The organism is Gilliamella sp. wkB171, from assembly GCF_001693755.1.
GTDB lineage: Bacteria > Pseudomonadota > Gammaproteobacteria > Enterobacterales > Orbaceae > Gilliamella > Gilliamella apicola_F.
In genome coordinates this window covers 1-23,461 of sequence record NZ_LYST01000051.1, presented here as the reverse complement: position 1 = coordinate 23,461, position 23,461 = coordinate 1, and the positions used below count along the sequence as shown (strand labels likewise).

Annotated in this window: 19 protein-coding genes and 2 tRNA genes; 7 read left to right on the top strand and 14 right to left on the bottom strand. The window is 33.3% G+C overall.

Annotated features, from left to right (window positions below):
* Positions 1-72 precede the first annotated feature (72 nt).
* The 3 genes from A9G03_RS10160 to A9G03_RS10150 all read left to right on the top strand — a co-directional run bounded on the left by A9G03_RS10160 (position 73) and on the right by A9G03_RS10150 (position 4,794).
* The gene (locus A9G03_RS10160) at positions 73-330 is read left to right on the top strand and encodes a type II toxin-antitoxin system prevent-host-death family antitoxin (protein WP_065799145.1); all 258 of its coding nucleotides are present in this window, start codon (positions 73-75) and stop codon (positions 328-330) included.
* A gap of 2 nt (positions 331-332) precedes the next feature.
* The gene (locus tag A9G03_RS10155; RefSeq protein ID WP_065799144.1) at positions 333-626 is read left to right on the top strand and encodes a type II toxin-antitoxin system RelE/ParE family toxin; all 294 of its coding nucleotides are present in this window, start codon (positions 333-335) and stop codon (positions 624-626) included.
* 364 nt (positions 627-990) lie between these two features.
* Positions 991-4,794: a hypothetical protein gene (locus A9G03_RS10150; RefSeq protein ID WP_065799143.1), complete on the top strand. Its 3,804-nt coding sequence runs from the start codon at positions 991-993 to the stop codon at positions 4,792-4,794.
* A 135-nt stretch (positions 4,795-4,929) separates the two neighbouring features.
* Here the strand turns inward: A9G03_RS10150 and A9G03_RS10145 are convergent.
* The 3 genes from A9G03_RS10145 to erpA form a co-directional block, all read right to left on the bottom strand.
* Positions 4,930-5,005, bottom strand: a tRNA-Gly gene (locus tag A9G03_RS10145).
* A gap of 17 nt (positions 5,006-5,022) precedes the next feature.
* A tRNA-Leu gene (locus A9G03_RS10140) sits at positions 5,023-5,110 on the bottom strand.
* Positions 5,111-5,332: 222 nt separating this feature from the next.
* The gene (gene erpA / locus A9G03_RS10135; protein WP_034914816.1) at positions 5,333-5,671 is read right to left on the bottom strand and encodes an iron-sulfur cluster insertion protein ErpA; all 339 of its coding nucleotides are present in this window, start codon (positions 5,669-5,671) and stop codon (positions 5,333-5,335) included.
* A 156-nt stretch (positions 5,672-5,827) separates the two neighbouring features.
* Here erpA and hemL point away from each other — a divergent pair, with 156 nt between their 5' ends.
* Both hemL and bcp read left to right on the top strand, forming a co-directional pair.
* Positions 5,828-7,141: a glutamate-1-semialdehyde 2,1-aminomutase gene (hemL, locus tag A9G03_RS10130; protein WP_065799192.1), complete on the top strand. Its 1,314-nt coding sequence runs from the start codon at positions 5,828-5,830 to the stop codon at positions 7,139-7,141.
* 48 nt (positions 7,142-7,189) lie between these two features.
* Positions 7,190-7,666, top strand: coding sequence for a thioredoxin-dependent thiol peroxidase (gene bcp, locus A9G03_RS10125; protein ID WP_065633016.1), 477 nt, complete (start codon positions 7,190-7,192; stop codon positions 7,664-7,666).
* A 21-nt stretch (positions 7,667-7,687) separates the two neighbouring features.
* Here the strand turns inward: bcp and A9G03_RS10120 are convergent, their stop codons facing one another.
* Both A9G03_RS10120 and A9G03_RS10115 read right to left on the bottom strand, forming a co-directional pair.
* Complete coding sequence (locus A9G03_RS10120) at positions 7,688-8,776, bottom strand: AI-2E family transporter (RefSeq protein ID WP_065633015.1); 1,089 nt, start codon at positions 8,774-8,776, stop codon at positions 7,688-7,690.
* Between the two features lie 55 nt (positions 8,777-8,831).
* Positions 8,832-10,352 carry a helicase HerA-like C-terminal domain-containing protein gene (locus A9G03_RS10115; protein ID WP_065633014.1) on the bottom strand — a complete coding sequence of 507 codons (1,521 nt, stop codon included), beginning with the start codon at positions 10,350-10,352 and terminating at the stop codon, positions 8,832-8,834.
* A 102-nt stretch (positions 10,353-10,454) separates the two neighbouring features.
* Here A9G03_RS10115 and A9G03_RS10110 point away from each other — a divergent pair, with 102 nt between their 5' ends.
* The gene (locus A9G03_RS10110) at positions 10,455-10,670 is read left to right on the top strand and encodes a YdcH family protein (RefSeq protein WP_065633013.1); all 216 of its coding nucleotides are present in this window, start codon (positions 10,455-10,457) and stop codon (positions 10,668-10,670) included.
* 358 nt (positions 10,671-11,028) lie between these two features.
* Here the strand turns inward: A9G03_RS10110 and mgtA are convergent, their stop codons facing one another.
* On the bottom strand, positions 11,029-13,737 hold the full coding sequence (mgtA, locus tag A9G03_RS10105; protein WP_065799142.1) for a magnesium-translocating P-type ATPase: 2,709 nt from the start codon (positions 13,735-13,737) through the stop codon (positions 11,029-11,031).
* 696 nt (positions 13,738-14,433) lie between these two features.
* Between mgtA and A9G03_RS10100 the strand changes: the two genes are divergently transcribed.
* Positions 14,434-15,132, top strand: coding sequence for a hypothetical protein (locus A9G03_RS10100; protein ID WP_065633011.1), 699 nt, complete (start codon positions 14,434-14,436; stop codon positions 15,130-15,132).
* A 66-nt stretch (positions 15,133-15,198) separates the two neighbouring features.
* Here the strand turns inward: A9G03_RS10100 and A9G03_RS10095 are convergent, their stop codons facing one another.
* The 8 genes from A9G03_RS10095 to hutW form a co-directional block, all read right to left on the bottom strand.
* A complete protein-coding gene (locus A9G03_RS10095) occupies positions 15,199-17,091 on the bottom strand; it encodes a DNA topoisomerase III (protein ID WP_065799141.1) in 1,893 nt (630 codons plus the stop codon).
* A 15-nt stretch (positions 17,092-17,106) separates the two neighbouring features.
* The gene (locus A9G03_RS10090; protein ID WP_082209449.1) at positions 17,107-17,880 is read right to left on the bottom strand and encodes a GNAT family N-acetyltransferase; all 774 of its coding nucleotides are present in this window, start codon (positions 17,878-17,880) and stop codon (positions 17,107-17,109) included.
* 30 nt (positions 17,881-17,910) lie between these two features.
* Positions 17,911-18,912, bottom strand: coding sequence for a zinc transporter ZntB (gene zntB, locus A9G03_RS10085; RefSeq protein ID WP_065633009.1), 1,002 nt, complete (start codon positions 18,910-18,912; stop codon positions 17,911-17,913).
* A gap of 82 nt (positions 18,913-18,994) precedes the next feature.
* Positions 18,995-19,771 carry a heme ABC transporter ATP-binding protein gene (locus tag A9G03_RS10080; RefSeq protein ID WP_065799140.1) on the bottom strand — a complete coding sequence of 259 codons (777 nt, stop codon included), beginning with the start codon at positions 19,769-19,771 and terminating at the stop codon, positions 18,995-18,997.
* Positions 19,772-19,787: 16 nt separating this feature from the next.
* Complete coding sequence (locus A9G03_RS10075) at positions 19,788-20,777, bottom strand: FecCD family ABC transporter permease (protein ID WP_065633007.1); 990 nt, start codon at positions 20,775-20,777, stop codon at positions 19,788-19,790.
* A 45-nt stretch (positions 20,778-20,822) separates the two neighbouring features.
* Entirely contained in the window at positions 20,823-21,461 is a 639-nt protein-coding gene (locus A9G03_RS10070) for an NAD(P)H-binding protein (protein ID WP_065799139.1), read from the bottom strand.
* 8 nt (positions 21,462-21,469) lie between these two features.
* Complete coding sequence (hutX, locus tag A9G03_RS10065; protein WP_065633005.1) at positions 21,470-21,970, bottom strand: heme utilization cystosolic carrier protein HutX; 501 nt, start codon at positions 21,968-21,970, stop codon at positions 21,470-21,472.
* Positions 21,971-21,998: 28 nt separating this feature from the next.
* Positions 21,999-23,399: a heme anaerobic degradation radical SAM methyltransferase ChuW/HutW gene (hutW, locus tag A9G03_RS10060; protein ID WP_065799138.1), complete on the bottom strand. Its 1,401-nt coding sequence runs from the start codon at positions 23,397-23,399 to the stop codon at positions 21,999-22,001.
* Positions 23,400-23,461 lie beyond the last annotated feature (62 nt).

The following is a 23,461-nucleotide window of genomic DNA, read 5'->3' as shown; positions in this document are numbered from 1 at the left end:
CTATTGTCATAATTTTTAAAGTAAGTAAAATTTAGACAAATTAGCTATTTTAGCTAGATGTGGAGAAATAAAATGCCAACAAAAGTCCTAACTGCTTATGAAGTGAAAAACCGATTTGGTGAGGCTTTACTTAGCGCACAAGCTGCCCCTGTTACTGTCACTAAAAACGGTAAACCGGTGTTAGTGATGATGTCGATAGATGAATATCAGCTATTTGAAAAGATGAAAAAGAACTATGTTGATGCACAAATCAAACTAGGTTTAAAAGATATTGAAGAAAGTAGAACAATTGATGCTGATAGCTTCTTTAACAATCTATTAGAGGACTAATAGTGCTATCAATAAAAATTACTCAACATGCAGCCAAACAACTGAAAAACATTTATGAGTATTCTATAAAAAATTGGGGACGAGAAAAAGCCAAAGAATATCTGACCAATTTGCACAAAACTATTTCTTTGCTTGCCCACTCGCCAAGTATTGCCATGCAATATAATAAAAATATTTACTATTTTCCCTGTCAAAGTCATATTATTTACTTTATCCAAGACGCCAAGAAAATGATCGTTTTGACCGTATTACATAAGTCTTGTTTACCTAGTAATGATCCGATATTACAAAAATAATATATAAGCAAAAAAGTGAAGCTAACAATGTATCTTCGGAATCTTTAGCTTAAATTGAAAAATTTTAATACTTGCTTATGGCTAATATAGAAACTCTAAAGAAAGCAGAACTAATTTAATAACCAGCAAGTTTAAAGTCCAATAAAAATGAGACGCAACCTTTTATTGATATTTTCATTTGAATCCACTACTTAATTATTTTGTTCTTGGTCAATCTCTTTATTTGATCGTTTATAATACTATCAATGATCTCTCTAATAAAAATAAACCATCACAAATTCAAAATTGATAAAAATGCTAATTAGCATAAATAATTATATAATATCTTCAGTTATGCAATACGCAATGATGAGAAAATATTCTAATGGCACTTATTAATCAAATAAAATCAGAATTACTTGAATTAGAAGGTGGTCTTTTTCAACGTTTATGTGATGATTGGTTATATAAAAAAGGGTATCAAAATTTAAATGCCATCGGTATGACTAATACGTCTAACAAAACAAAAACTGGTACCCCTGACACATTATTAACTCAGGATAATGGAACATATATTTTTTCTGAGTATACCACTCAACAAGGGCATTTAAGATCAAAAATTGAAAATGATATAACCAAGTGCTTAGATCCTAAAAAAACAGGTATCCCAATTGATAAAATTACAAAAATTATTATCTGTTATTTAGGAGACCTGACAACTACTGATATTAATGAACTTAGTCAAAAATGTAGTGAATACAGCATATTATTAGATCTTCACAATATTGATGCTCTTGCATATAGCATCATAAATAATTATCCTATCCTTGCGGAGCGTTATTTGTCTCTTTCTCTGGATACTGGTCAAATAGTTGATATTGATGTTTTTATTAATAAATATAATGCAAATGAATTTGCTACTCCCATTAATAATAATATTCTTTTTCGTGATGAACTATTACAACAAGGAATGAACATCATCACTAACGAAAGTAAGTTCTTATTAATTTCAGGTGCAGCAGGTGTTGGTAAAACATTATATGCTGTGAATCTTTTAAAATTGATAAAAAATCATCATCCCTCAGCCAAAATATTTTGCCTGTTTAATAAAGGCACTGATTTTTCCAGAGATATAACTGCCTATTTTAGCGAGCCTGGTGAATACTTTATTTTTATCGATGATGCAAACCGATTAGATGAACGCCTAGATTATGTATTATCTTATTTAAATAATATAAAAAGTGACCGTAGCTTTCGAATTATAGCCACTGTTAGAAATTACGTTCAAGAACTTGTTATTAGCAAAGTAGAACAAATTACACACATCACACAATTCACCATTTCTGCACTTACACAAGATCAAACAAAAGAGTTATTGGAAAATCAGTTCACAATTAGAAACTTTGATTATCAACAACGTATCTGGGAAGTATCAAATGGAAACCCTCGTTTGGTGGTAATGGCTGCACAGCTTGCAAAAAATGAAAAAAAACTCTCTGCATTAAGTAATGTTGCTACTTTATATGATGATTATTTTGGTAAACATGAAAATATTAAATATATTTTAAATGATCCTAATCTTATTAAAACAGCTTGTATTATTGCATTACTCCGAACAGTAGACACACAAAATCAATTTGAAATAGATAATATTCAACAAATTTTTGGTATTGAATTTTGTGAATTTTGGAAGTATGTCAATATATTGCATGAAAATGAACTTGTTGATATGTATGAAAATGAAGCGGTGAAAATTTCTGATCAAATTCTATCAACTTATCTTTTTTATCGGGGTGTGTTTGACAAAAAGGTGATACCGTTTTCTAATTTGTTGATAAACTTCGCTGCCCCAAAACACCCTCATAGAATTATCGTAAAAAATACATTTTCAATATTAAACGATGCATTAATACCTGTCATTAATACGTTTGATGACAAAAATATTCTTGCACAGATAAAACCTGACATTCTTGGTTATTATCAACATTTACGAAACACTAATACCGAAGTCGAAGAAATTTTAACGTTTCTTAAAATATTCGGTTATGCTATTCCGCCTTCAACTTGCCTTACGTTTATAAAAAATTTAATCAAACAGAAAGAAAAGCAGATAGTAGATTGGCATAATGTGAAGTTTGAACTAAACAAACGATATGAGCCTCAAAATTCTATATTAGCTTTATTGGTTAATTTTAGAAATTTATCTGAATCCGATTTTAAGATTGCTTTAGATCTCATGCTAGAGCTTATTGTTAAATCTGATGATTTAATTGAGGACATGATTTGTGTGTTAACTAAATCATTAAATATAACAGTTGATGATTATTACTCAGACTATGTAATCCAAACAATTGTAATTGAGAAACTTTTAGAAAAAGCTGAAAAAGGAAACAATTACCTATTCTCTATGTTGTTTTTGTGTGTGGCAGAAACTTTTTTAGAGACCCAATATGAAGACAGCTATTCAAGACATAATATTTTGTATACTAGAACCATTCAAATACGTGGAAGTAAAGGTATATTAAAAATAAGGGAAAATATTTTTCAGGGTTTATCTTGGTTATTGGCTATTTCAACTTATCAAACATCGGTGCTAAGTCTTTTCTCTAAATATATCTCTAAAATTTATTCTTATAATAAAGAACTCGTAACCTCAGATTCATTATTGATAAATACATATCTTATTGATAATTTAGATAAACAGAATTTAAGTCACTGTGTTTCAGTCTACGATTATTGTCACCAATTAAAACAAATAGATATTATATTTCCTTCATTATGGGAATCCGATTTTAATCATCCTAACCTTTCTTTGCTAAGCCTTTTGTTAACAGATAGAGAAAAACAAAAGCAATTTGATTTTGATATAGATAAATATCAAACATACTATAATGAAAAAATCAGGCATTATTTAGTTAAGTTAAATGTGCAACAAGTAGCTCTATTTTTTAAAAAATGCCAAGAATTATATCATGCTTTCAAGCAAAATCCACAAAGTACAAAAAGCAGTGAAATACAATATGCTATGCTCGCTGTCTTATCTATTTTAGTTGAAACTCATTTAACCGATTATGTAGAAATTATCAGGTATTATTTGCTTTATGATGAAGATTTTGTTGTCCCAGCCGATATAATTTTTCATAACTTATTAAGACTAAATAAGTTTGATGATATCGAGTTGTTAATTGAAAAGAGTTCATTTAAAAATAAAAATTTATGGATGACATATTATTTTCAAACTTTTCCAAAGGAAAAGATTACTATTCATACCGTAAAATCTCTGGTTGACCATATTAAGTTAATCGGCATTGAGCATTTACCTAACTCAATCAATTTTTTAACACAGTATAAAGTAATTGAACCTGCTATCTTTTCGATAGTTTCAAAAATTTTATTAGAACGCACTAAGGAAGATATTTTATTTCTGAAACCGATCATGAGTATATTTAATCCTCATTCTTTACTATTTAATAAATGGTCTGATTTATATGATGATATTGAACTTGTTTTTGATATTTATCTCTGTGCATTAAAAGCTGTTAATTTATTTGACTACGATGGAAAAGCTTTAGATCTTTTAATACAGCAAAAACCAGATTTTCTATTAAGATTTATCGATAGATTATACGAAAGAAAAAATCGCCCATCATCACAAACTTACATGCCTAGTTTGAAGTTTTTATGGCATAGAGAGACTTATATACAAGATATTGAAAAATATGCATTGTATGTATGCCATAAGGGATATTTTTTGGACAGTATTGTTCATAAATTGTTTCATGATGATCGTGATAAAAATTCAAATGAAGTGAACATATTAGAGGAAAACTTTCTAAAACAAACATTACTGAATAATAAAGACAATCATGATTATATTTATTTTATATTTACCATTATTCATTTAAAGCTAGACAATTTTATAATAGACATGATTTTATTTTTTCTAAAAGCAAATGACAATTTAACTATTTTTGAAGAAATAATCCGTATTTCTAATTCTGGCGTTTGGCATGGTAGCTTGATTCCAAAACTTGAAAATCAAAAACAATTTTTGCTTAAACTCCTTCCCTTTTTAAACACAAGCGATTTACTCGAGCATCGAGAATCTGTTGAAAATCTAATTGTTCAGTCAAATAAAGAGATTGGATATGAAAAGAAATGGGAGTTCTTAAAACAGCGGTATTTTTAGTAATATATCTATATTTTAATAAACAGATATATTAAGTAATATCGCATCATGATTGTTCTGGTTATTATAATAAATGTAATTTACAGTTCTATTTTAGATATGTTGCATTTTATTGAAATTTGCAAAACTAAAATTTGGAGCGGGAAACGAGGTTCGAACTCGCGACCTCAACCTTGGCAAGGTTGCGCTCTACCAACTGAGCTATTCCCGCATAAGATGTGCTTTAAATGGTGCCCGGGGCGAGACTTGAACTCGCACGGCCAAAAAGGCCGAGGGATTTTAAATCCCTTGTGTCTACCGATTTCACCACCCGGGCTCAAAACTAATTACTTAAATGTAAGTGCGTTTTGAATGCTGTGCATTTTACCCATCTTAATTTTAACGTCAACAAAAAAATCAAAATAATTGATCAACTGCTCAATGTTTGTCACTTTTTTAAAGAATATTTAATCTTCTACATCAAAAATCAACAATTTTACTCATTAAAAATTATTTAATTCAACCTGACAAAATAAAATGGATAAAGAATAATTAAAATTTAAACACTAAACGATGAACCACAGCCACATGTAGTTGTTGCGTTCGGGTTATCAACAACAAAGCGTGAGCCTTGTAAGCCTTCAACATAATCAATAGTACCACCAACAAGATATTGCAGGCTCATAGGATCAATCACCAGTGAAACACCATTTTTTTCGATGGCTAGATCATCTTCGTTGACTTTTTCATCAAAGGTAAAACCATATTGAAAGCCACTACAACCACCACCTGTAATATATACTCTTAATTTAAGATTCGGGTTTTCTTCTTCTGTTACTAATGATTTGACTTTATTTGCTGCAGCATCTGTAAAGTTAATCGGTAAAGCATCGCTCATTTTTTTCTCCTAATTTAATTGTTGTTATTATATACCTTTGCTACCACAAAATACAAAATGGAAACTGCTATTAGATAAATTTATACTAATCATCTTGAATTTAAGTTAATTTTATGAATAAATACTGCAACAAATTTTTATCAAAAAAACATGATTATGATAAATAAATTCAAATCTGAAAAATGTTACAAGCAAGCCATGTCGGTTATGCCAGGTGGGGTTAACTCACCGGTTCGAGCATTTAATGGCGTTGGAGGTACACCGCTATTTATAGAGCGAGCCAATGGCGCTTATATTTATGATGTCGATGACAAGGCCTATATCGATTATGTTGGTTCATGGGGGCCAATGATTTTGGGTCATAACGATCCAGATGTTGCTAATGCCGTTATCCATTCGGTACACAACGGATTAAGTTTTGGTGCGCCAACCGAGATTGAAACTAAATTAGCGACGCTTGTCACCGAACTGATACCTTCGATAGAAATGCTACGAATGGTGAATTCTGGAACTGAAGCCACAATGAGCGCTATTCGTCTTGCTCGAGGTTTTACCGGTCGAGATAAAATTATCAAATTTGAAGGGTGCTACCATGGACATGCCGATTATTTGCTTGTAAAAGCAGGTTCTGGAGCGCTTACATTTGGTCATCCGACTTCCCCTGGTGTTCCAAATGATTTTGTTAAGCATACACTTGTATGTGATTATAATTGTCTTGAATCAGTAAAAAAACAATTTGAACAGTACCCTAATGAAATTGCCGCCATAATTGTTGAACCGGTTGCAGGAAATATGAACTGTATACCCGCCAACAAAGCATTTTTACAAGGCCTTCGAGATCTTTGTAATCAATACAATAGTTTATTAATTATTGATGAAGTCATGACTGGTTTTAGAGTTGCACTTGGTGGTGCGCAAGATTATTACGGTGTAACGCCAGATCTAACTTGCTTAGGCAAAATTATTGGCGGAGGAATGCCGGTTGGTGCCTTTGGTGGTCGTGCAGAAATAATGAATCAACTTGCACCGACAGGACCAATTTACCAAGCAGGAACACTGTCTGGTAATCCAGTAGCCATGGCAGCAGGATTTGCTACCTTAACCAAGTTAACCGATGTCGGTATTTATGATGATCTTGATGAAAAAACAACGACGCTAGCAAATGGCTTATTGTCGGCTGCAAAACAATACGATATTCCTTTAGTCGTCAATCATGTTGGCGCAATGTTTGGATTATTTTTTACAACTGCTGATGAAGTAACCACTTATCAAGATGTAATGAATTGTGATATTGAATTATTCAAAAAATTCTATCATTATATGCTCGAAGAAGGCATCTATTTCGCTCCTTCGGCCTTCGAAGCTGGATTTATGTCACTTAAGCATTCTAATACAGAAATCAATAAAACCATCGATGCAGCAACGCGTTTTTTTAGCAGCATTAGCAAACAAAAAAACAAAGAGTATTAATACTACTATCAATGAAAATATTAAACTATTAACATAGGTAACAAACATATGGTTAATCCACTAAAAGAAGGTGAAAAAGCACCTCAGTTTTCGCTACCAGATCAAGATGGAGAATTAATAAGTTCGAAAGATTTTAAAGGTCAACGTATTTTGATTTATTTTTATCCAAAGGCGATGACACCCGGTTGTACAGTACAAGCATGTAATTTACGTGATGCTATAGATGAGTTTAAAAAATACAATGTGGTGATAATTGGAATTAGTACGGATAAGCCAGAAAAATTATCACGATTTGCTGAAAAAGAATTATTAAACTTTACGTTGCTTTCTGATGAAAATCATGAAGTTTGCCAAGCTTTTGGTACGTGGGGTGAAAAAGAGTTTATGGGTAAAAAATACGATGGTATACACCGTATTAGTTTTTTAATTAGTAAAGATGGCAAGATTGAAAAAGTCTTTAATGATTTCAAAACTAGCAACCATCACGAAGTGGTTTTAGATTACCTTAAAAACCACGCTCAATAATTTAAAAAGCAGATTAAATCATTAATCTGCTTTCTCTTGTTTTACTTCATTCGTATTTAATTCTTCTGTTTTTGGCCAGGCATTAATAATAGCTTTGACTAACGTCGCTAAAGGTATAGCAAAAAATATTCCCCAAAATCCCCATAATCCACCAAATACTATTACAGCTACAATAATGACTAAAGGATGAAGATTAAGTTTTTCAGAAAATAGACATGGCACAAGCAAATTACCATCTAATGCTTGAATTAAAACATAAAAGAAAATCAAATACCCAAATTCAGCACTAATGCCCCATTGGAAAAGAGCAATTAAAACAACTGGAATACTTGAAATAATAATACCTATATAAGGTACTAAAACTGAAAGACCAACAATTACCGCTAGCAATAAACCATAATCTAAACCAAAGTACCAAAAAGGAATATAAACACACACCGCTAAAATAATAATATGTAACACATTACCTACAATATAGTTAGATATTTGCAAATCCATTTCAGCAGCAACTTGATTTAAAATGCTACGATTTCTTGGTAAAATTTTAGAACAGTATCCCCATATTTTAGTTTTATCTTTTAATAGAAAAAACATCATAATAGGTACCAATACTGCATTAATAACTACCGATACCAACCCGAATAACGACACTATTGAAAACTGCAATAATGAATTACCTGTTTGTACAAACTTATTAGTAATACCTTGAATAATTGAATCAAATAGTCCGACATCGATCAATTCAGGATAATGTTGTGGCAATGAAGTGAGAAAGTTATTAGTAAAATTCAACATATTTGGAATATTGGTAATAAGACTCACACCTTGTTGCCAAACTAAAGGAACTAAGATCATAAATCCAGCTAAAACGATCAAAATAAAAACAAGTAGGACAATGATAACCGCTAATGTTCTTGGGACCTTTCTTTTATTCAGATAATTGACAGGTGTATTAAGTAAATAAGAAAGCACGATAGCAATTAAAATTGGTAATAATATTTTATTGAAAAAATAGATGATAAAAAAAAGAAAAATGATCACAGCCATTAATGAAACAACATGAGGATCACTAAATCGCCTTTTATACCACTCAATAAACAGCTTTAACATGCAAATACTCCTAATTTTGCTTTCTAATTGTATCCAATCATCGTTTTTAGTTTAGTTATTTTTTAAATCCACCCAAAATCCCACGGGTAATTTGTTTGCCAATTTGATTAACAACTTGTCTGGTTGCACTTTTAACGACTTGCTGCGCTAATCCATCGTGTTGCCCACCTCTTGGCCCTTTGCTACCAAAAATTAAAGAACTAAGCAAATCCATTATGCCACCATGGTTTTGTTGGTTTTCTCCAGCTTGATCACCTTGTTGTTTAGATTCTGATTGGCTGGTAGTTGAATTATTAAAGCTGAAACCAGCCTGAATTTTTTCATAAGCAGACTCTCGATCGAATGTTTGCGAATATTTTTTATAGAATGGTGATTCATGGATGATGGCGACTTGTTTATCTTCTGGCATAGGACCCATTTGTGAACAAGGTGCAATAACAAATGCACGTTCCACCATATTAGGACGGCCTTTCTCATCGAGAAACGAGATCAATGCTTCCCCTACTCCTAGTTCCATAATTGCTTTTTCTGTGTCAAAACTTGGATTAGCTCGCATTGTTTGTGCGGCAGTCTTAACAGCTTTTTGATCTTTAGGGGTAAATGCACGTAATGCATGTTGCACTCGATTACCTAATTGACTAAGTACTGTATCGGGAATATCGGTAGGATTTTGTGTCGCAAAATAAACGCCAACGCCTTTAGAACGAATCAAGCGCACCACTTGCTCTATTTTTTCTAGTAATGCCGGTGAAGTATCATTAAATAGTAGATGCGCTTCATCAAAAAAGAAGATAAGTTTAGGCTTTTCAAGATCGCCAACTTCGGGCAGATGCTCAAAAAGTTCTGATAGCAGCCATAATAAAAACACCGAATAGAGTTTTGGCGAATTATATAATTTTTCTGCAGACAAAATATTAACAACGCCACGACCTTGATCATTGATTTGCATTAGATCTGCAATCTCAAGCATAGGTTCACCTAAGAAAAATTCTGCACCTTGTTGCTCAAGTGTCAATAAACTACGCTGAATAGCACCAATTGAGGATGCAGAAATATTACCATATTGAGTTGTAAATTTTTTCGCATTATCGCCAATAAACTGAATCAGTGAACGTAGATCTTTAAAATCAATTAAAAGTAAACCGTTATCATCAGCAATTTTAAAAATAAGCTGTAAAACGCCCGCTTGGGTTTCATTAAGATTTAATAATCTTGCTAGCAGAATCGGTCCGATATCAGAAACAGTACTGCGAACAGGTATCCCCTTCTGAGCAAAAACATCCCATAATTCTATAGGGCAAAAATCGGGGGTCCAATTTGAAACGTGAATATTATCTAAGCGCGCTTGCAATTTAGGCGTTAAAACCCCTTTTTCGCCAATACCTGTTAAATCACCTTTAACATCGGCTAAAAAAACCGGCACACCAATTTGTGAAAAGCTCTCAGCCATTTTTTGTAATGTGACCGTTTTACCTGTTCCAGTCGCGCCTGTTATCAAACCATGTCGATTTGCCATTGAAGCAAGAATAGACAAATCTTTACTATCACTTTTTGCAATAACAATCGATTCACTCATGGATTAATCCTCATAAAAATTGCTATTAAAACAACTAAGAATATTGTAAGCTGAAACAGCATTAACTGCTATTATTATATCAAGTAGAAATAAGGAGTTACTATGTTCCCTGAATATCGAGAATTAATCTCAAAATTAAAAAGCACTGATTTACACTTTCAAAAATTATTTGATGAGCATAATGAATTAGATCAAAAAATTAAAAACATTGAATCAGGCATCGCTGTCGATACATCTGAAATGTTAGAAACATTGAAAAAACAAAAATTAAAATTAAAAGATGAACTTTATGAAATACTAAAAAAGGCGTCTGAGTAGCAAATTGTCATGTATTATTCGAATAATCGATTGTTGAACTTGAAAAATAAACCCCAGATTCTGGGGTTTATTACAATACTATCTACGATATAACTAGCTACTTTTCACCAATTGTTCTTGTGTTTTTTTCTGTTTACGGCTTTTAATTAGCATAATTGAATTTTTATGTGGTGTCTTCATTTATATTTCCTTCTTATTATTGTTATATAACCTATTTTTTATAATATAGTGGTTTTATTTAAAAAATCAACTTTTGTGTTTATAGTTGCAAACGACAAGTATTTAGCCTTTACATGACTTAATTGAATTGATTTTATAAGTGATGTAACACTTACATCACTTATATTGACATAATATATTAAAACCATTGACCAAAACGCTTTATATAGATGCGTTTCATTAGTTGAGCCACACAACAATAACTAAGAAGCGTTGCAATTAACCAAGGAAAATATGTCCACGGTAAAGGCTCAAGTCCGATTAGCCCCCCTAGCGGTGAAAAAGGTATATAAATACCAATAGCCATAATAAATAATGTCATTACTATCACAGGGAAAGTGGCAGTACTTTGTACAAAAGGAATTTTTTGCGTTCTAAGCATATGAACAACAAGCGTTTGAGAAAGCAACCCTTCTATAAACCAACCAGAATGGAATAAAGCCTGTGCTTCAATACTATTAGCACTAAACACAAACCACATAAGTGCATAAGTGGTAATATCAAAAATAGACGATGTTGGCCCAATCCAAATCATAAAGCGTCTAATATTTAACGCATCCCATTTACGAGGTTTTTGTAAAAACTCTTCATCCATCTTATCCCAAGGTAATGATAGTTGTGAGATATCATATAATAAGTTTTGGATAAGCAAATGAATCGCCAGCATTGGTAAAAATGGTAGAAACGCACTAGCCACTAATACAGAGAAGATGTTACCAAAGTTAGAACTTGCGGTCATATTTAGGTATTTCATAATATTACCGAAAGTTTCGCGTCCGCAAATTACACCTTCTTCTAGTACAAGCAAGCTTTTTTCAAGCAAAATGATATCAGCTGACTCTTTCGCGATATCAGTAGCTGTGTCCACTGAAATACCAACATCTGCATCTCTCAACGCTGGCGCATCATTAATACCATCACCTAAAAATCCGACAGTATGACCATTACTTTGTAATAATCTAATAATTCGAGATTTTTGTAATGGAGTCAACTTAGCAAAAATAGTGCGTTGCTCAATTTGCTCTTTTAACTCAGCGTCACTCATTTTTTCAATGTCGTTACCAAGTAAAGGTATACCCGGTTCTAAGCCAACTTCTCGGCATACTTTAATCGTGATGATTTCATTGTCACCAGTTAGAACTTTAACGCCAACACCATGTTCATTTAATGCAGAAATAGCTTCATATGCACTCTCTTTAGGTGGATCTAAAAATGTCAAAAAGCCACGAATTGCTAATGCTTTTTCATCTTGCACATTGTATTGATTTTTTGTTTCACCTGCGGCAATATTTTTCACGCCAACAGCTAATACTCTAAATCCATCTTTATTATAATTATGAGCAAGTTCAATCAGCGCTTGTTTGCGATTATCGTCTAATGGTAAATATTCACCATTTTCATAAACATAACTCGAAATAGACAGCATCTCTTCAACTGCCCCTTTACAAATCATTAAATGACTATCATCAGCATTTTGCACCACTACAGATAAACGTCGACGGACAAAATCAAACGGTAATTCATCAATTTTTTTATAAAGGCCAACACCCACTTTTTTAACACTGGTTTTTTCTTCAGCAAAACGAATGATTGCTTTATCCATCAAGTTTTTCATCCCACTTTGATAGTAACTATTAAGCCATGCCAGTTGTAAAACAGATGGATCAACTTGCCCATTAATGTCTAAGTGATGTTCTAAAATGATTTTATCTTGTGTTAATGTACCTGTTTTATCTGTACATAAAATATCCATCGCCCCAAAGTTTTGAATAGCATTTAAACGTTTCACCACCACTTTTCGTTTTGCCATGCCAACCGCACCTTTAGCTAGATTTGCACTAACAATCATTGGTAACATTTCTGGCGTTAACCCGACAGCAACAGCTAATGCAAATAGTGTAGCTTCGCCCCAATCTCCTTTTGAAAACCCGTTTATTAAAAGGACAATTGGTACCATAATCAGCATAAAACGAATCAGTAACCAACTTACACTATTCACACCTCGGTCAAATGAGGTTTCAGCGCGAGAACCAACAATAGATTTAGCCAATGAACCAAAGTGGGTATCTGCTCCAGTAGCTACAACAATTGCTTTAGCCGTACCACTCACCACATTGGTACCCATAAAGCAAACATTGTTCACATCAAGAATATTATCTTTAGAGATATCTGCTTGATTAATCTGATCACTATTTTTTTGTGAAACGGCGCCTAATGTATCATATTTTTCAACGGGAATTGATTCACCGGTTAACACCGCTTGACTCACAAATAAATCGCGAGACTCAATTAATCGAATATCAGCTGGTATCATGTCACCAGCCGACAAATAAACAATATCTCCTGGCACGATTTCATTTAACGGAATTTCGTAATGCTCAGGATTCATATCTTTATGTGGACGCCTTAACACGGTAGCGGTTGTGCGAATCATCGATTTTAATGCTTCCGCTGCTTTATTCGATCTAAACTCTTGCCAAAATCGTAATAAACCACTGAGTGTCACCATCGTTAATATGATAATAATACTTGTTAGGTCGGTTTCTTCGCCTTTTTGTAAAGGTAGCCAATAATCAGTAACAAAACTGACAATGGCTAAAATTAGTAACACAAAAATAAAAGGATTATTAAAGGCCATCAATAATTGCACAATAAAAGAGGGAACTTTTTCTCGTGCGACTTCATTTTTTCCATATTGTTCGATTCGTTCTTTCGCATTTTCTTGCGTTAAGCCAGAGAGGCTGGTTTGATATTTGGATAAAATAGTTTCAAGACTATTTTGAGCCTCTTTAATTGCTTTCACACCGACTTGATTTTTGTTATTTATATTTGATATATGCTTTGTCATCTTTTGTACCTTCACTCATCATTTTTTGACAAAAAGATCCCGTCATCTAGTTGGCAAATCAACTACAGACAATCAAAATTTGTGAATAACCATAAATTTATTGCATAGCAAAACTAACCTTGTAGATAGGTATGCCGCAAAAATCTATTAGTTTTAAGAAAATTAAATGTGTATTAGATACAACTCGGTGGTTCTAAATGTTTTTCAGAAAGATATAAAACACATAGCATATGTGTATGTGCGCAATGATGTTTTGAATTTATGTGATAGCGTGTAGAAAAATGCATATCGTTCACCGTTACCGTTTATCAATTTTCGGCTTGTGAACTGAAAAAATGAATATTTAGACAGGTCATTAACCGATGGTAATTTGTTTTAATTTGTCTCCCCAGCTGTTGGGGTGACCCGAATGAGCGTCCATATTTCTCCTGTAAACTGAACTAAACCCTTTGCGTTTCAACTTTCCCTAACCCTCATTTTTAACCACCTAATAGTTAAAAAAGTAAGAAAAGCCCAAAGGCGGGCAAGTTATACGCTTTTAAAAAAAAGAAGTCAACCTATTATGGCAAATAATGGCTTTGAACGCTTAAAAACAGCACTTATTGTCTTAACTGCAACAATTTTAGTGTAGAATTGATACACGTTTTATCCATAATCCGTTACAATAAGATAACTGTTTAAACTAGGGTAAATAGAATGGAATTTAGTACATTATTTAATGATAATTGGCTCAACTTAATCGTTATTTTTGCGCTATCAATAATTGCGTTTGTTTTCAAAAAAAAACCTAAAAGCAACTATTTTGAAAATATTATTAAGTACACTGATATTTTAGAAAAAACACCACAGCCACAATATCAAAAAGACTATTTAAACAATATTAAAAAGAAATTACTCTGGGAAAAAGTTTGTTTTTATCGTTCAGGTAATCGTAACAAGGAGAGAATTGCTATATCCTTAATCAATAGCGATATTTACAACATTATTGATTTAACACAGTTAAATTCATTAACCCAATACTTTGCTATTGAGAAAAATAAAATTTACCCTTTAAAACTTTTTCTCGTTAAAGAATTTGTTGTGAGCTGTATAGCTGCTGTTATTGCTATTATTTTTGTACTATCTAATCTCAACACTATTTTTAAATCACCTGAAATTATCAGTGTAATCATTGCTATATTAACCATTTTTATCATCACAATTATTATTAGCCAATTTATTGTGCCTGTAATAAAAAGACTCAATATGCTTAGATTGATTCTTAAGGATAACGATTTCCTTAATCGAGCCAATCACCAACTTGCCGTTATTATTGAAGATGATCAGAAAATCAATATATCCATTGCCGAGCAAGTTTTTGTCCAAAATGAGCAAGAGAGCGATAACAAGAATTAAAAATAAGTAATAACATGTCACACTGACAAATAACCGGATTTAAGTATCATTTTTAAATCAAGAAAATTAAGATTGTATATTTAATCGACTATTTCTGAGTTGCTCAACTAAATTCACCAGTGATGAATTTAGTTGGCACATAAATTCCTGATAAGAAAATTCCTTTTTACTTATTTGATCTAATTGTAATTCCCAATGGGCCGTCATATCTGGCATAGACATTGTTTCTGGAATTGAAAGTATCAAATTTCGGCCAACTTGCGTTGATCGAATAGATTTACCTTGTCGAGTTAAAAACTGACGCTTAAATAAAAGTTCAATGATGCCGGCTCTAGTTGCTTCAGTGCCTAATCCATCTGTCTCACGCAATATTTTTTTTACCTCTGGATCTTTGACAAATCGCGCAATACCGGTCATAGCAGAAAGCAATGTGGCATCAGTAAATGGCCTTGGTGGCACAGTTTGTTTGTCCACCAGTTCAGCATCAATACACTGAACGCTATCACCTTTTTTTACTAATTTAGTTAATAAAGGGCTATTTTCACTACTCTCTAATTCCCCATCATTTTGACTATTTTTAGTGCTGAATAATACTTTCCATCCCTCATCAATCATTTGATTAGCCTTCGCAATAAATTTACCACCTTCAATATCAACATCAATTTGTAATTCTGCATATTTATAAGCCGGATAAAATTGAGCCAGATACTGAGTTGCAATAACTTGATAAACCGATTTCTCATGCTCTGATAAATTACTCATTGTGACTTTGCGTAAAGTAGGAATAATGGCATGGTGAGCTTCGACTTTTTTATCATTCCAAGCTTTAGAACGTAATGTAAAATCAGCATTATCAACAGCAGTTTGCAGTTGCGGGCAATTATTTTCGATAGCAGATTTTACACCATTAATTTGCTTTAGATGATCTTGGGGTAAAAATCGACAATCAGATCTTGGATAGGTAATTAATTTATGTTTTTCATATAAAGATTGGCAAATATCTAATACTTCTTGAGCACTTAATCCATTTTTTTTAGCCATCTCAATTTGTAAAGCAGATAAATTAAATGGCAGTGGTGGAGCTAACTCTTTCTTTTTATTACTTACTTTATCGATAATGCCTGTTTGGTTTTTTATTCTTTGACAAACGTTCTCAGCCAATTTTTTAACTAATATTCGCCCCTCCTCATCTTGATAAGGGGAACAAGCCTCACTTGGTTGCCATTTGGCTTTAAAGATCTCTTTATGTTTGGTTTCTAAAACGGCATAGACTTCATAAAAAGATTTAGGAACAAACTGTTCAATATCTAAATCACGCCTTACCACTAAACCTAATACAGGCGTTTGTACACGCCCAATTGATAATACACCTCGGTAACCATTTCGTTGCCCAGCTATAGTACATAATCGGCTCATATTAATCCCATAAAGCCAATCAGCTCGAGCCCTAGCTAATGCCGAGGTCGATAAAGGAATAAAATCTTGGTTGCTACGTAACTGTTCCAACGATTTTTCTACAGCACTAGCATTTAAATCACTAATCAAACAACGTTGAATGGTTTTACGTTTTTCTGGTAATAATTGACAATAATTGAGCACTTCATCAACCAGTAATTGCCCCTCTCTATCGGGGTCGCCGGCATGCACTATTTGACCGGCTGATTTAATCAAATCGACCAATATAGTGAACTGTTTTTCAGTACTACTTTTTGGCGTTAATATCCATTTTTCGGGCACAATAGGCAAATCAGCGATAGTCCATTTTTTATAACGTTGATCATAGGCTTCAGGAGTAGCTTGTTCTAATAAATGACCAATACACCAACTGACAATATCCCCATTGCTGGCTTTAATAAAACCATTACCTTTTTGATGAGGCTTAGGTAACACATCGGCAATAGCTCTTGCCAAACTTGGTTTTTCGGCGATAAAAAGACGATAGAATTGATTAGATTGCATAATAATTTATATTAATCATGAATTCAAAATAGTATAAGCTTGATAGGATTTATTTGGTTTAAAGCCTAGTTTAGTTGTCATTTTTAAAAACGCATGGTTATTCGCATCCCATTTGGGTGATATCTGACGTACCAGACAGGTTAAAATTAACTTTGCTGAGCAAATCAAACCAAGACCTTTCCATCTTTGTTGCGCTAGTGTGTCGACTTCTCTTTCAATACCATTATCATATGCCAAAGAAGATGACGCTCCAGAAACATTAATGTTATCTTTCAAAATAACACATCCTAACCCATATTTTGTCAACGCAGAATAAGCGTTAAAATTGTTGCATAAGTGCTTAGACCATTTAAGCGATGTAATCTGTTGATAATTATTTTCATCAATTGCTTCTAGTTGATAATCTTCAGATAATTTTGAAACAATAGCTTGTAGCTTTTGACCTTCAAATAATGGTTCAAAATAAAAACTATAACGGGTAAATTTTTGATAACTACTGGGATATGTTCGTTCAATCAAACTTTGCCAAATTTGATCATCTGCAATAACAATAAAATAATTGTTATTATAAATTGTTGGAGTATAGCTGAGCATATCCTGATTGGGGCAATCTGCACAAAAAAAGAAATAACCAACATTCACTACTGCTGAATACGGTTGTAAAGCGTTATCTGTGTATGCATAACCAATATTGCCTTGCCAATAAGTCAGCAAAAGAGATTGATGAAATTTTTCAAATAACGGCTTGATAGCTTTAACATCGGTAACAATATGAAAGTTCACCATCATCTACTCTGTTTGACTAAAAAGTTCACTGTTTTACCACCATTTTTTGCATTTCAGCCATATTACCGAACCAATACAAATCACTATAATTATTAACACTAAACCTAGAAAGGACCAACTCTTTTCACTCATTGGAATACCCGCTAAATTTACGCCTAATAAGCTTGTTAAAAAAGTAATTGGCGTAAAAATAATGGTAAACAGTGACATTAAATAAATTCGTTTATTAGTAGATTCAGCCAAAAAGCTATTAATTTGTTCCATAATTGATGCCAATCGTAATAAACAACTGTCAATATCAGAGACATAATGACTTTGCTGATTAGAAATATCATGCAAACGTTGGCGGTCATTGTCATCAATCCAAGATATTCTTTCTGTTGAAATTTTTACAAAAATATCCCGCTGTGGCGATAATAAACGACGTAAAACAATCAATTGTTTACGTACTCTTCCTATCTCTTTATGGGAAAAAATATGCTGATTGAGTACTAAATCTTCAAGTTTAATAATTTTGTTGTGTACACTATCGAAAGACAAATTAACTTGATCACTAATCAGCTCAGAAACTTGAATCAACCAATCGGCAACATCGACAGGTCCTATCCCTTTTTCTAAATTATCTTTTAATTGAAAAATAGCATCAATTTGCTGATGTCTGGAGGAAATAATTAAGTTATCGATAATATAAAAGCGGAATGTTACAATCGGATCAGGTAACTCATTTGGTGTGAAATTAACCCCTTTTAGCACAACTAAAATACCTGAATCAAAACGAATTTCTTTCGAAATCTGATTAGGTTTAATTAACTCGCTTTTGACTAAATCAGGAATGATCGTAGTTGAGTGTATCCAATTGATTGTTTCAGGCTTAGCAAAATCTAAATGAATCCAACAGGGTTTTTCAACGGATGCTTCACTACTTTCATCTAAGCTTACAGCTTTGCCTTTGCCATCTAATTGACAACTAAAAATAGGCTGAGATGCCAATAAGTGAGCAACAGGAATTGATTTTGGGTTGTTGAGTTGATCCATAAGCTACACCTGCAAATTAATTTTAGATAATTATATACCTAAACCAATATAAAATGCAGTGATGAATAATAGTTATTTCTACTCAGGGTGTTAAATAAACTTGCGGAACAACTTGATTAATTGGATGCGGATATATTTCTAATTCAACTCCATACCAATGTTTAATATTATCGACAGTTATCACCTCTGCTGGTGTGCCTTGTTCAACTATCTTTCCTTGATTAAGTAATAAAATTTTATCCGCATATAAAGCAGCTAAATTAAGATCATGTAATATACAACACACAGCTAAATTTTGTTGCTTGGCTAATTTTTTTAATAACCTTAAAGTATGCTGTTGATGATATAAATCGAGTGCTGAAGTTGGTTCATCTAAAAACAGTAATTTTTCTTTTAGCGTAGGTTGCCACAGCTGGGCTAACACTCTTGCTAACTGAACACGTTGCTGTTCACCGCCAGATAAACTTCGATAATCGCGATCCGCTAATTGTAAGCAATCAGTTTGTTCCATGGTTTCGAATATAGCTTGATTAAAATAATCTTTTCCATAAGGTGCACGCCCCATCGCAACGACTTCTTTAACGCTAAAAGGAAAGGTCAGTTGACTATGCTGTAACATTACCGTTCTAACTTTCGCTAACTGCTTTGCCGACCATTGGTTTAGTGGTTTATTAAGTAAAAAACATTCCCCAGATGATGGCTGCTGATACCCCGTTAACAGCCTTAATAAAGTCGATTTACCCGCACCATTAGGGCCGATAATAATGACAATTTCACCAGCATTAATGGTCAAAGAAACTTCATTAATTATAGATTTATTGCCATAAGCAAATGTTAAATTATTTGCAATTAACATCATAATCAAATTCCATCTGTTACTTCTGTCTTAAAATCAGCCAAAGGAAGTAGGGACCACCAATTAGGCTGGTGAACAGTCCAACTGGTATTTCAGCTGGGGCAATCAAGGTTCGAGCTAGTGTATCAGCCAATAATAACAGGCAAGCGCCACCAAGTGCAGAACCCGGCAGTAACCATTGATGATTGGCCCCCATTCGTAAACGAATCATATGTGGAACAACTAAACCAACAAAAGCGATAATACCGCTCACAGCAACAGCTGTGCCTATTAATAATGCACAAAGTAATAATAAATATTGTTTTATACGAAGAACATTAATACCTAGATAGTGCGCATCTTCATCGCCAAGCTGCAAAATATTAAGTTGATAAGAAAGTTTAAAAATGCAAATTAATGCTGGAATGATTAGAGACATAGCAACGAGTACCAAATCCCAAGAGCCTTTACCTAAATGTCCCATTGACCACAAAGATAATTGTCTTAATTGAGATTCATCACTAACATAACTTAAACAGCCCATTACAGCCGCAATAATTGCATTAATTGCTACACCTAATAAAACCATTTTAGCTAAATTACATTGTTCGTTTAGGCTATAAAGATAAATCAGCAAGCAAATAAAAAAACTGCCGATAAAAGCGGCAACCATCTTACCGTAAAGCATCATAATAGGTGGAAAAATGGTTGGAAATAAAATCGACAATCCGACCATTAAACTTGCGCCACTACTAATTCCAAGTAGGCCTGAATCTGCTAATGGATTTCTAAATAGTCCTTGCATTACCGCACCTGAACTGGCTAATGCCATTCCGACAATAACAGCTAAAATTATGCGGGGTAAACGAATATTGAGCCAAATATTTAATATCGGATCGTCAAATGACATTGTTGCAAGTTGGGTAATGGGAAATTTGAGTGCGCCAATGTTTGCCGCAAAAATAATCAACACACAAAGGATAATCAATAATGCCCATAATATTATTCGTTGACTAACATTACCCACCAACTTACCTCACTTATAATATCAATTTGATCATATATATTTAATACATTAAGAATGAAAAGCTAGATGGGGATCGATAACACTATATGCACGATTATCAAATTGCTTATTTTCTATTTTGGTTAAAATCGTATTAGCTAGCTCTGCTCGATGGATAAAACCATGAACTTCCTGATTAAAATAACATTGCGCGCCATGAGTTATTTCGCCATCACGTAGTCCACCTGGTCGTAAAATCAAATAGGACAATGAACTTGTTTGCAGCCACACTTCGGCTAATGATTTTTCTCGAACGGCGTGACCAAAGGCTTGTTTTGCCCTAGCAGATAACGTGTTCCACGAATCACCACAGCCTAAAGAAGTGACCAAAACCATGTTGGTAATAGCCGCTTGCTCTGCACAATCAATTATCATTCGCTGTGCTGTATAGTTACCCGTTTCACCACCTAAAGTTGAAACAATAACAGAGTCAGTACCTGCATGTTCAAACATTGTATTTAACAAAGTTGCATTCGTTGCATCGCCGACATAAGTTTCAATGCCTTGTTGCGATAGTTGTTTGGCAAAATCTGCATGCCTAACTAATACAATACAACGCCAGTCAGGATGACGTTGTCTTATAAGCTGTGATAGTTGGTAACCCGTACCTTGATTTGGGCTCACCCCAAAAATGAATAATGTTTTCATAATATGTTTTAATTGAATTTTTGCATCAAAGCTCTAAATTTTTCTAGTTGATCGGTTTTAAGTTGATGATTTTCATCACGACCAACAAATATTTTAAACATTGACTGTCCCAAGTGATTTAAAAAAATCATCGATGCTGTCGACATCTTCATAAATTTTCGTTCAATAAACGCAATATATTGACAATGTTCAGCTTTAATATGACCACTTAACCCTTTTTGATGGCGTAAATTAAAATATTTTTGACTATGTGTGCCTGGCGGTAGCTCACCTGAAATTTCAGCAATAATATCGCCAGTATGAATCAAAAACATTACATCACCCCAAGTTGTTACTTCGTCCCAAATAGCATCGAAATGATCACCATCAACAATTTTAGCTTCTGGCATAGCTTGAATTACTTGCGTTAAAGTAACTTGATAGTCTTGTGCAATTTTTTCTAGCAAATCTTCTGGATTAGTTTGCATATAAGTTGCTAAGTTAGTTAAATGTGTTTGTTTATCTACCATAGAAGTATCCTTATTGATGTGATGTTATTTAGACATGTTGTTTATGATTAACCGATTTAGACATACCCTGCATCGCTTTCATTGACTGTCTAGCCGTTGCCATTTTTTGTTGCAATTCAATATGTTCTGGATTATTCAGTTGTAATAATAATTGCTGTAAAGCTTGAAGAATATTACTTGACCAATAACGTCCTGATAAAGTTAATTGCAAACAATGAGCTTGATTTTTTAATAGACCAACTTGATGCCATTGTTCAATTAAGGGATCGAATAATTCGGCATGATTGGTTAAACTATTTAGGTCAATTCTACCCTTTTCAATACCTGCTTGTAATTTATATAACCAATCGCCAATTAAAGGTTTACCCGTTAACATCATTAATGGTTTTTTACCTTGATCGAGCTGCGCATAATAACTTGCTAAATCACGATTGAGCATAAAAGATTGCCCGCCTAACCGCCCACCAGCACACGAGCCGTAAGCAAAAAAATGAGAACCTTGCTTTATCAGAAAATTATATAAATTACGTTCTCGACTAGTTTTAGACCAATGAGCATTAGTTAAATGATGCCAACCTTGTTTTTCAAGATACTTTGCGCCTTGTTGATATAGATCGCATTTATCAGTAACTGAAGGTAGCTCAATACGTTTATTTTCAACGCCCTTAGCTAAAGGAGTGGTTGGTAGTAAATTAAGTGCATACAGATCAACCCCATCAATGGGTAAATTATCGACTATTTCTAAATCTTGTTGCCAAGATTGATTAGTTTGATTAGGTAATCCAAACATTAAATCACAAACTAACGCGACACTATCTCGAGCGGCTATACGCTCAAAGCCATCAATAATTTGTTGTTTAGAGGATTGACGACCTAATCTTTGCCTAATATCCGTATCGAAAGTTTGCACACCAATCGAAAAACGATTAGCTCCAGCTTCAATATAACTATCAATGTGATCATCATCAAAATCAGAAATGCGCCCTTCTACGGTAATTTCACAATCGGGCGCTAAGGGGGCAAATTGCTTAAAATAGCGAATGACTCTAGCCAATTGACCTGCCTTCAACGCTGATGGTGTTCCGCCACCAAAATAGATTGCATGAATCGGGGCCGATTGCATGGCATTATTGGTAATTTCTAACGATATCTCTTGTAAAAGATAGTCAACATAGGTTTCGGTATTATGCTTACGTAATGGATTTTGATAAAAACCACAGAATTGACAATGAATATCACAAAAAGGCACATGCACATAAATTAACCGTTTTTTACCTTTTAATTCAGAAAATTGAATATCTTGCCACTGCTTTTCAATTAAATCTTGGCCCAACGGTAAACTTGCTTGTAAAGGCATTACTGCCCAACGATTCTTAAAAGGTAAAACGGAATTTGCAGCAAAAAAAGCACTCACATCTAACGATTTCATAACGACTATGTGTAAATAAAATTTACCAAGATTAAATAATAATTATTATCATTTATCAATAT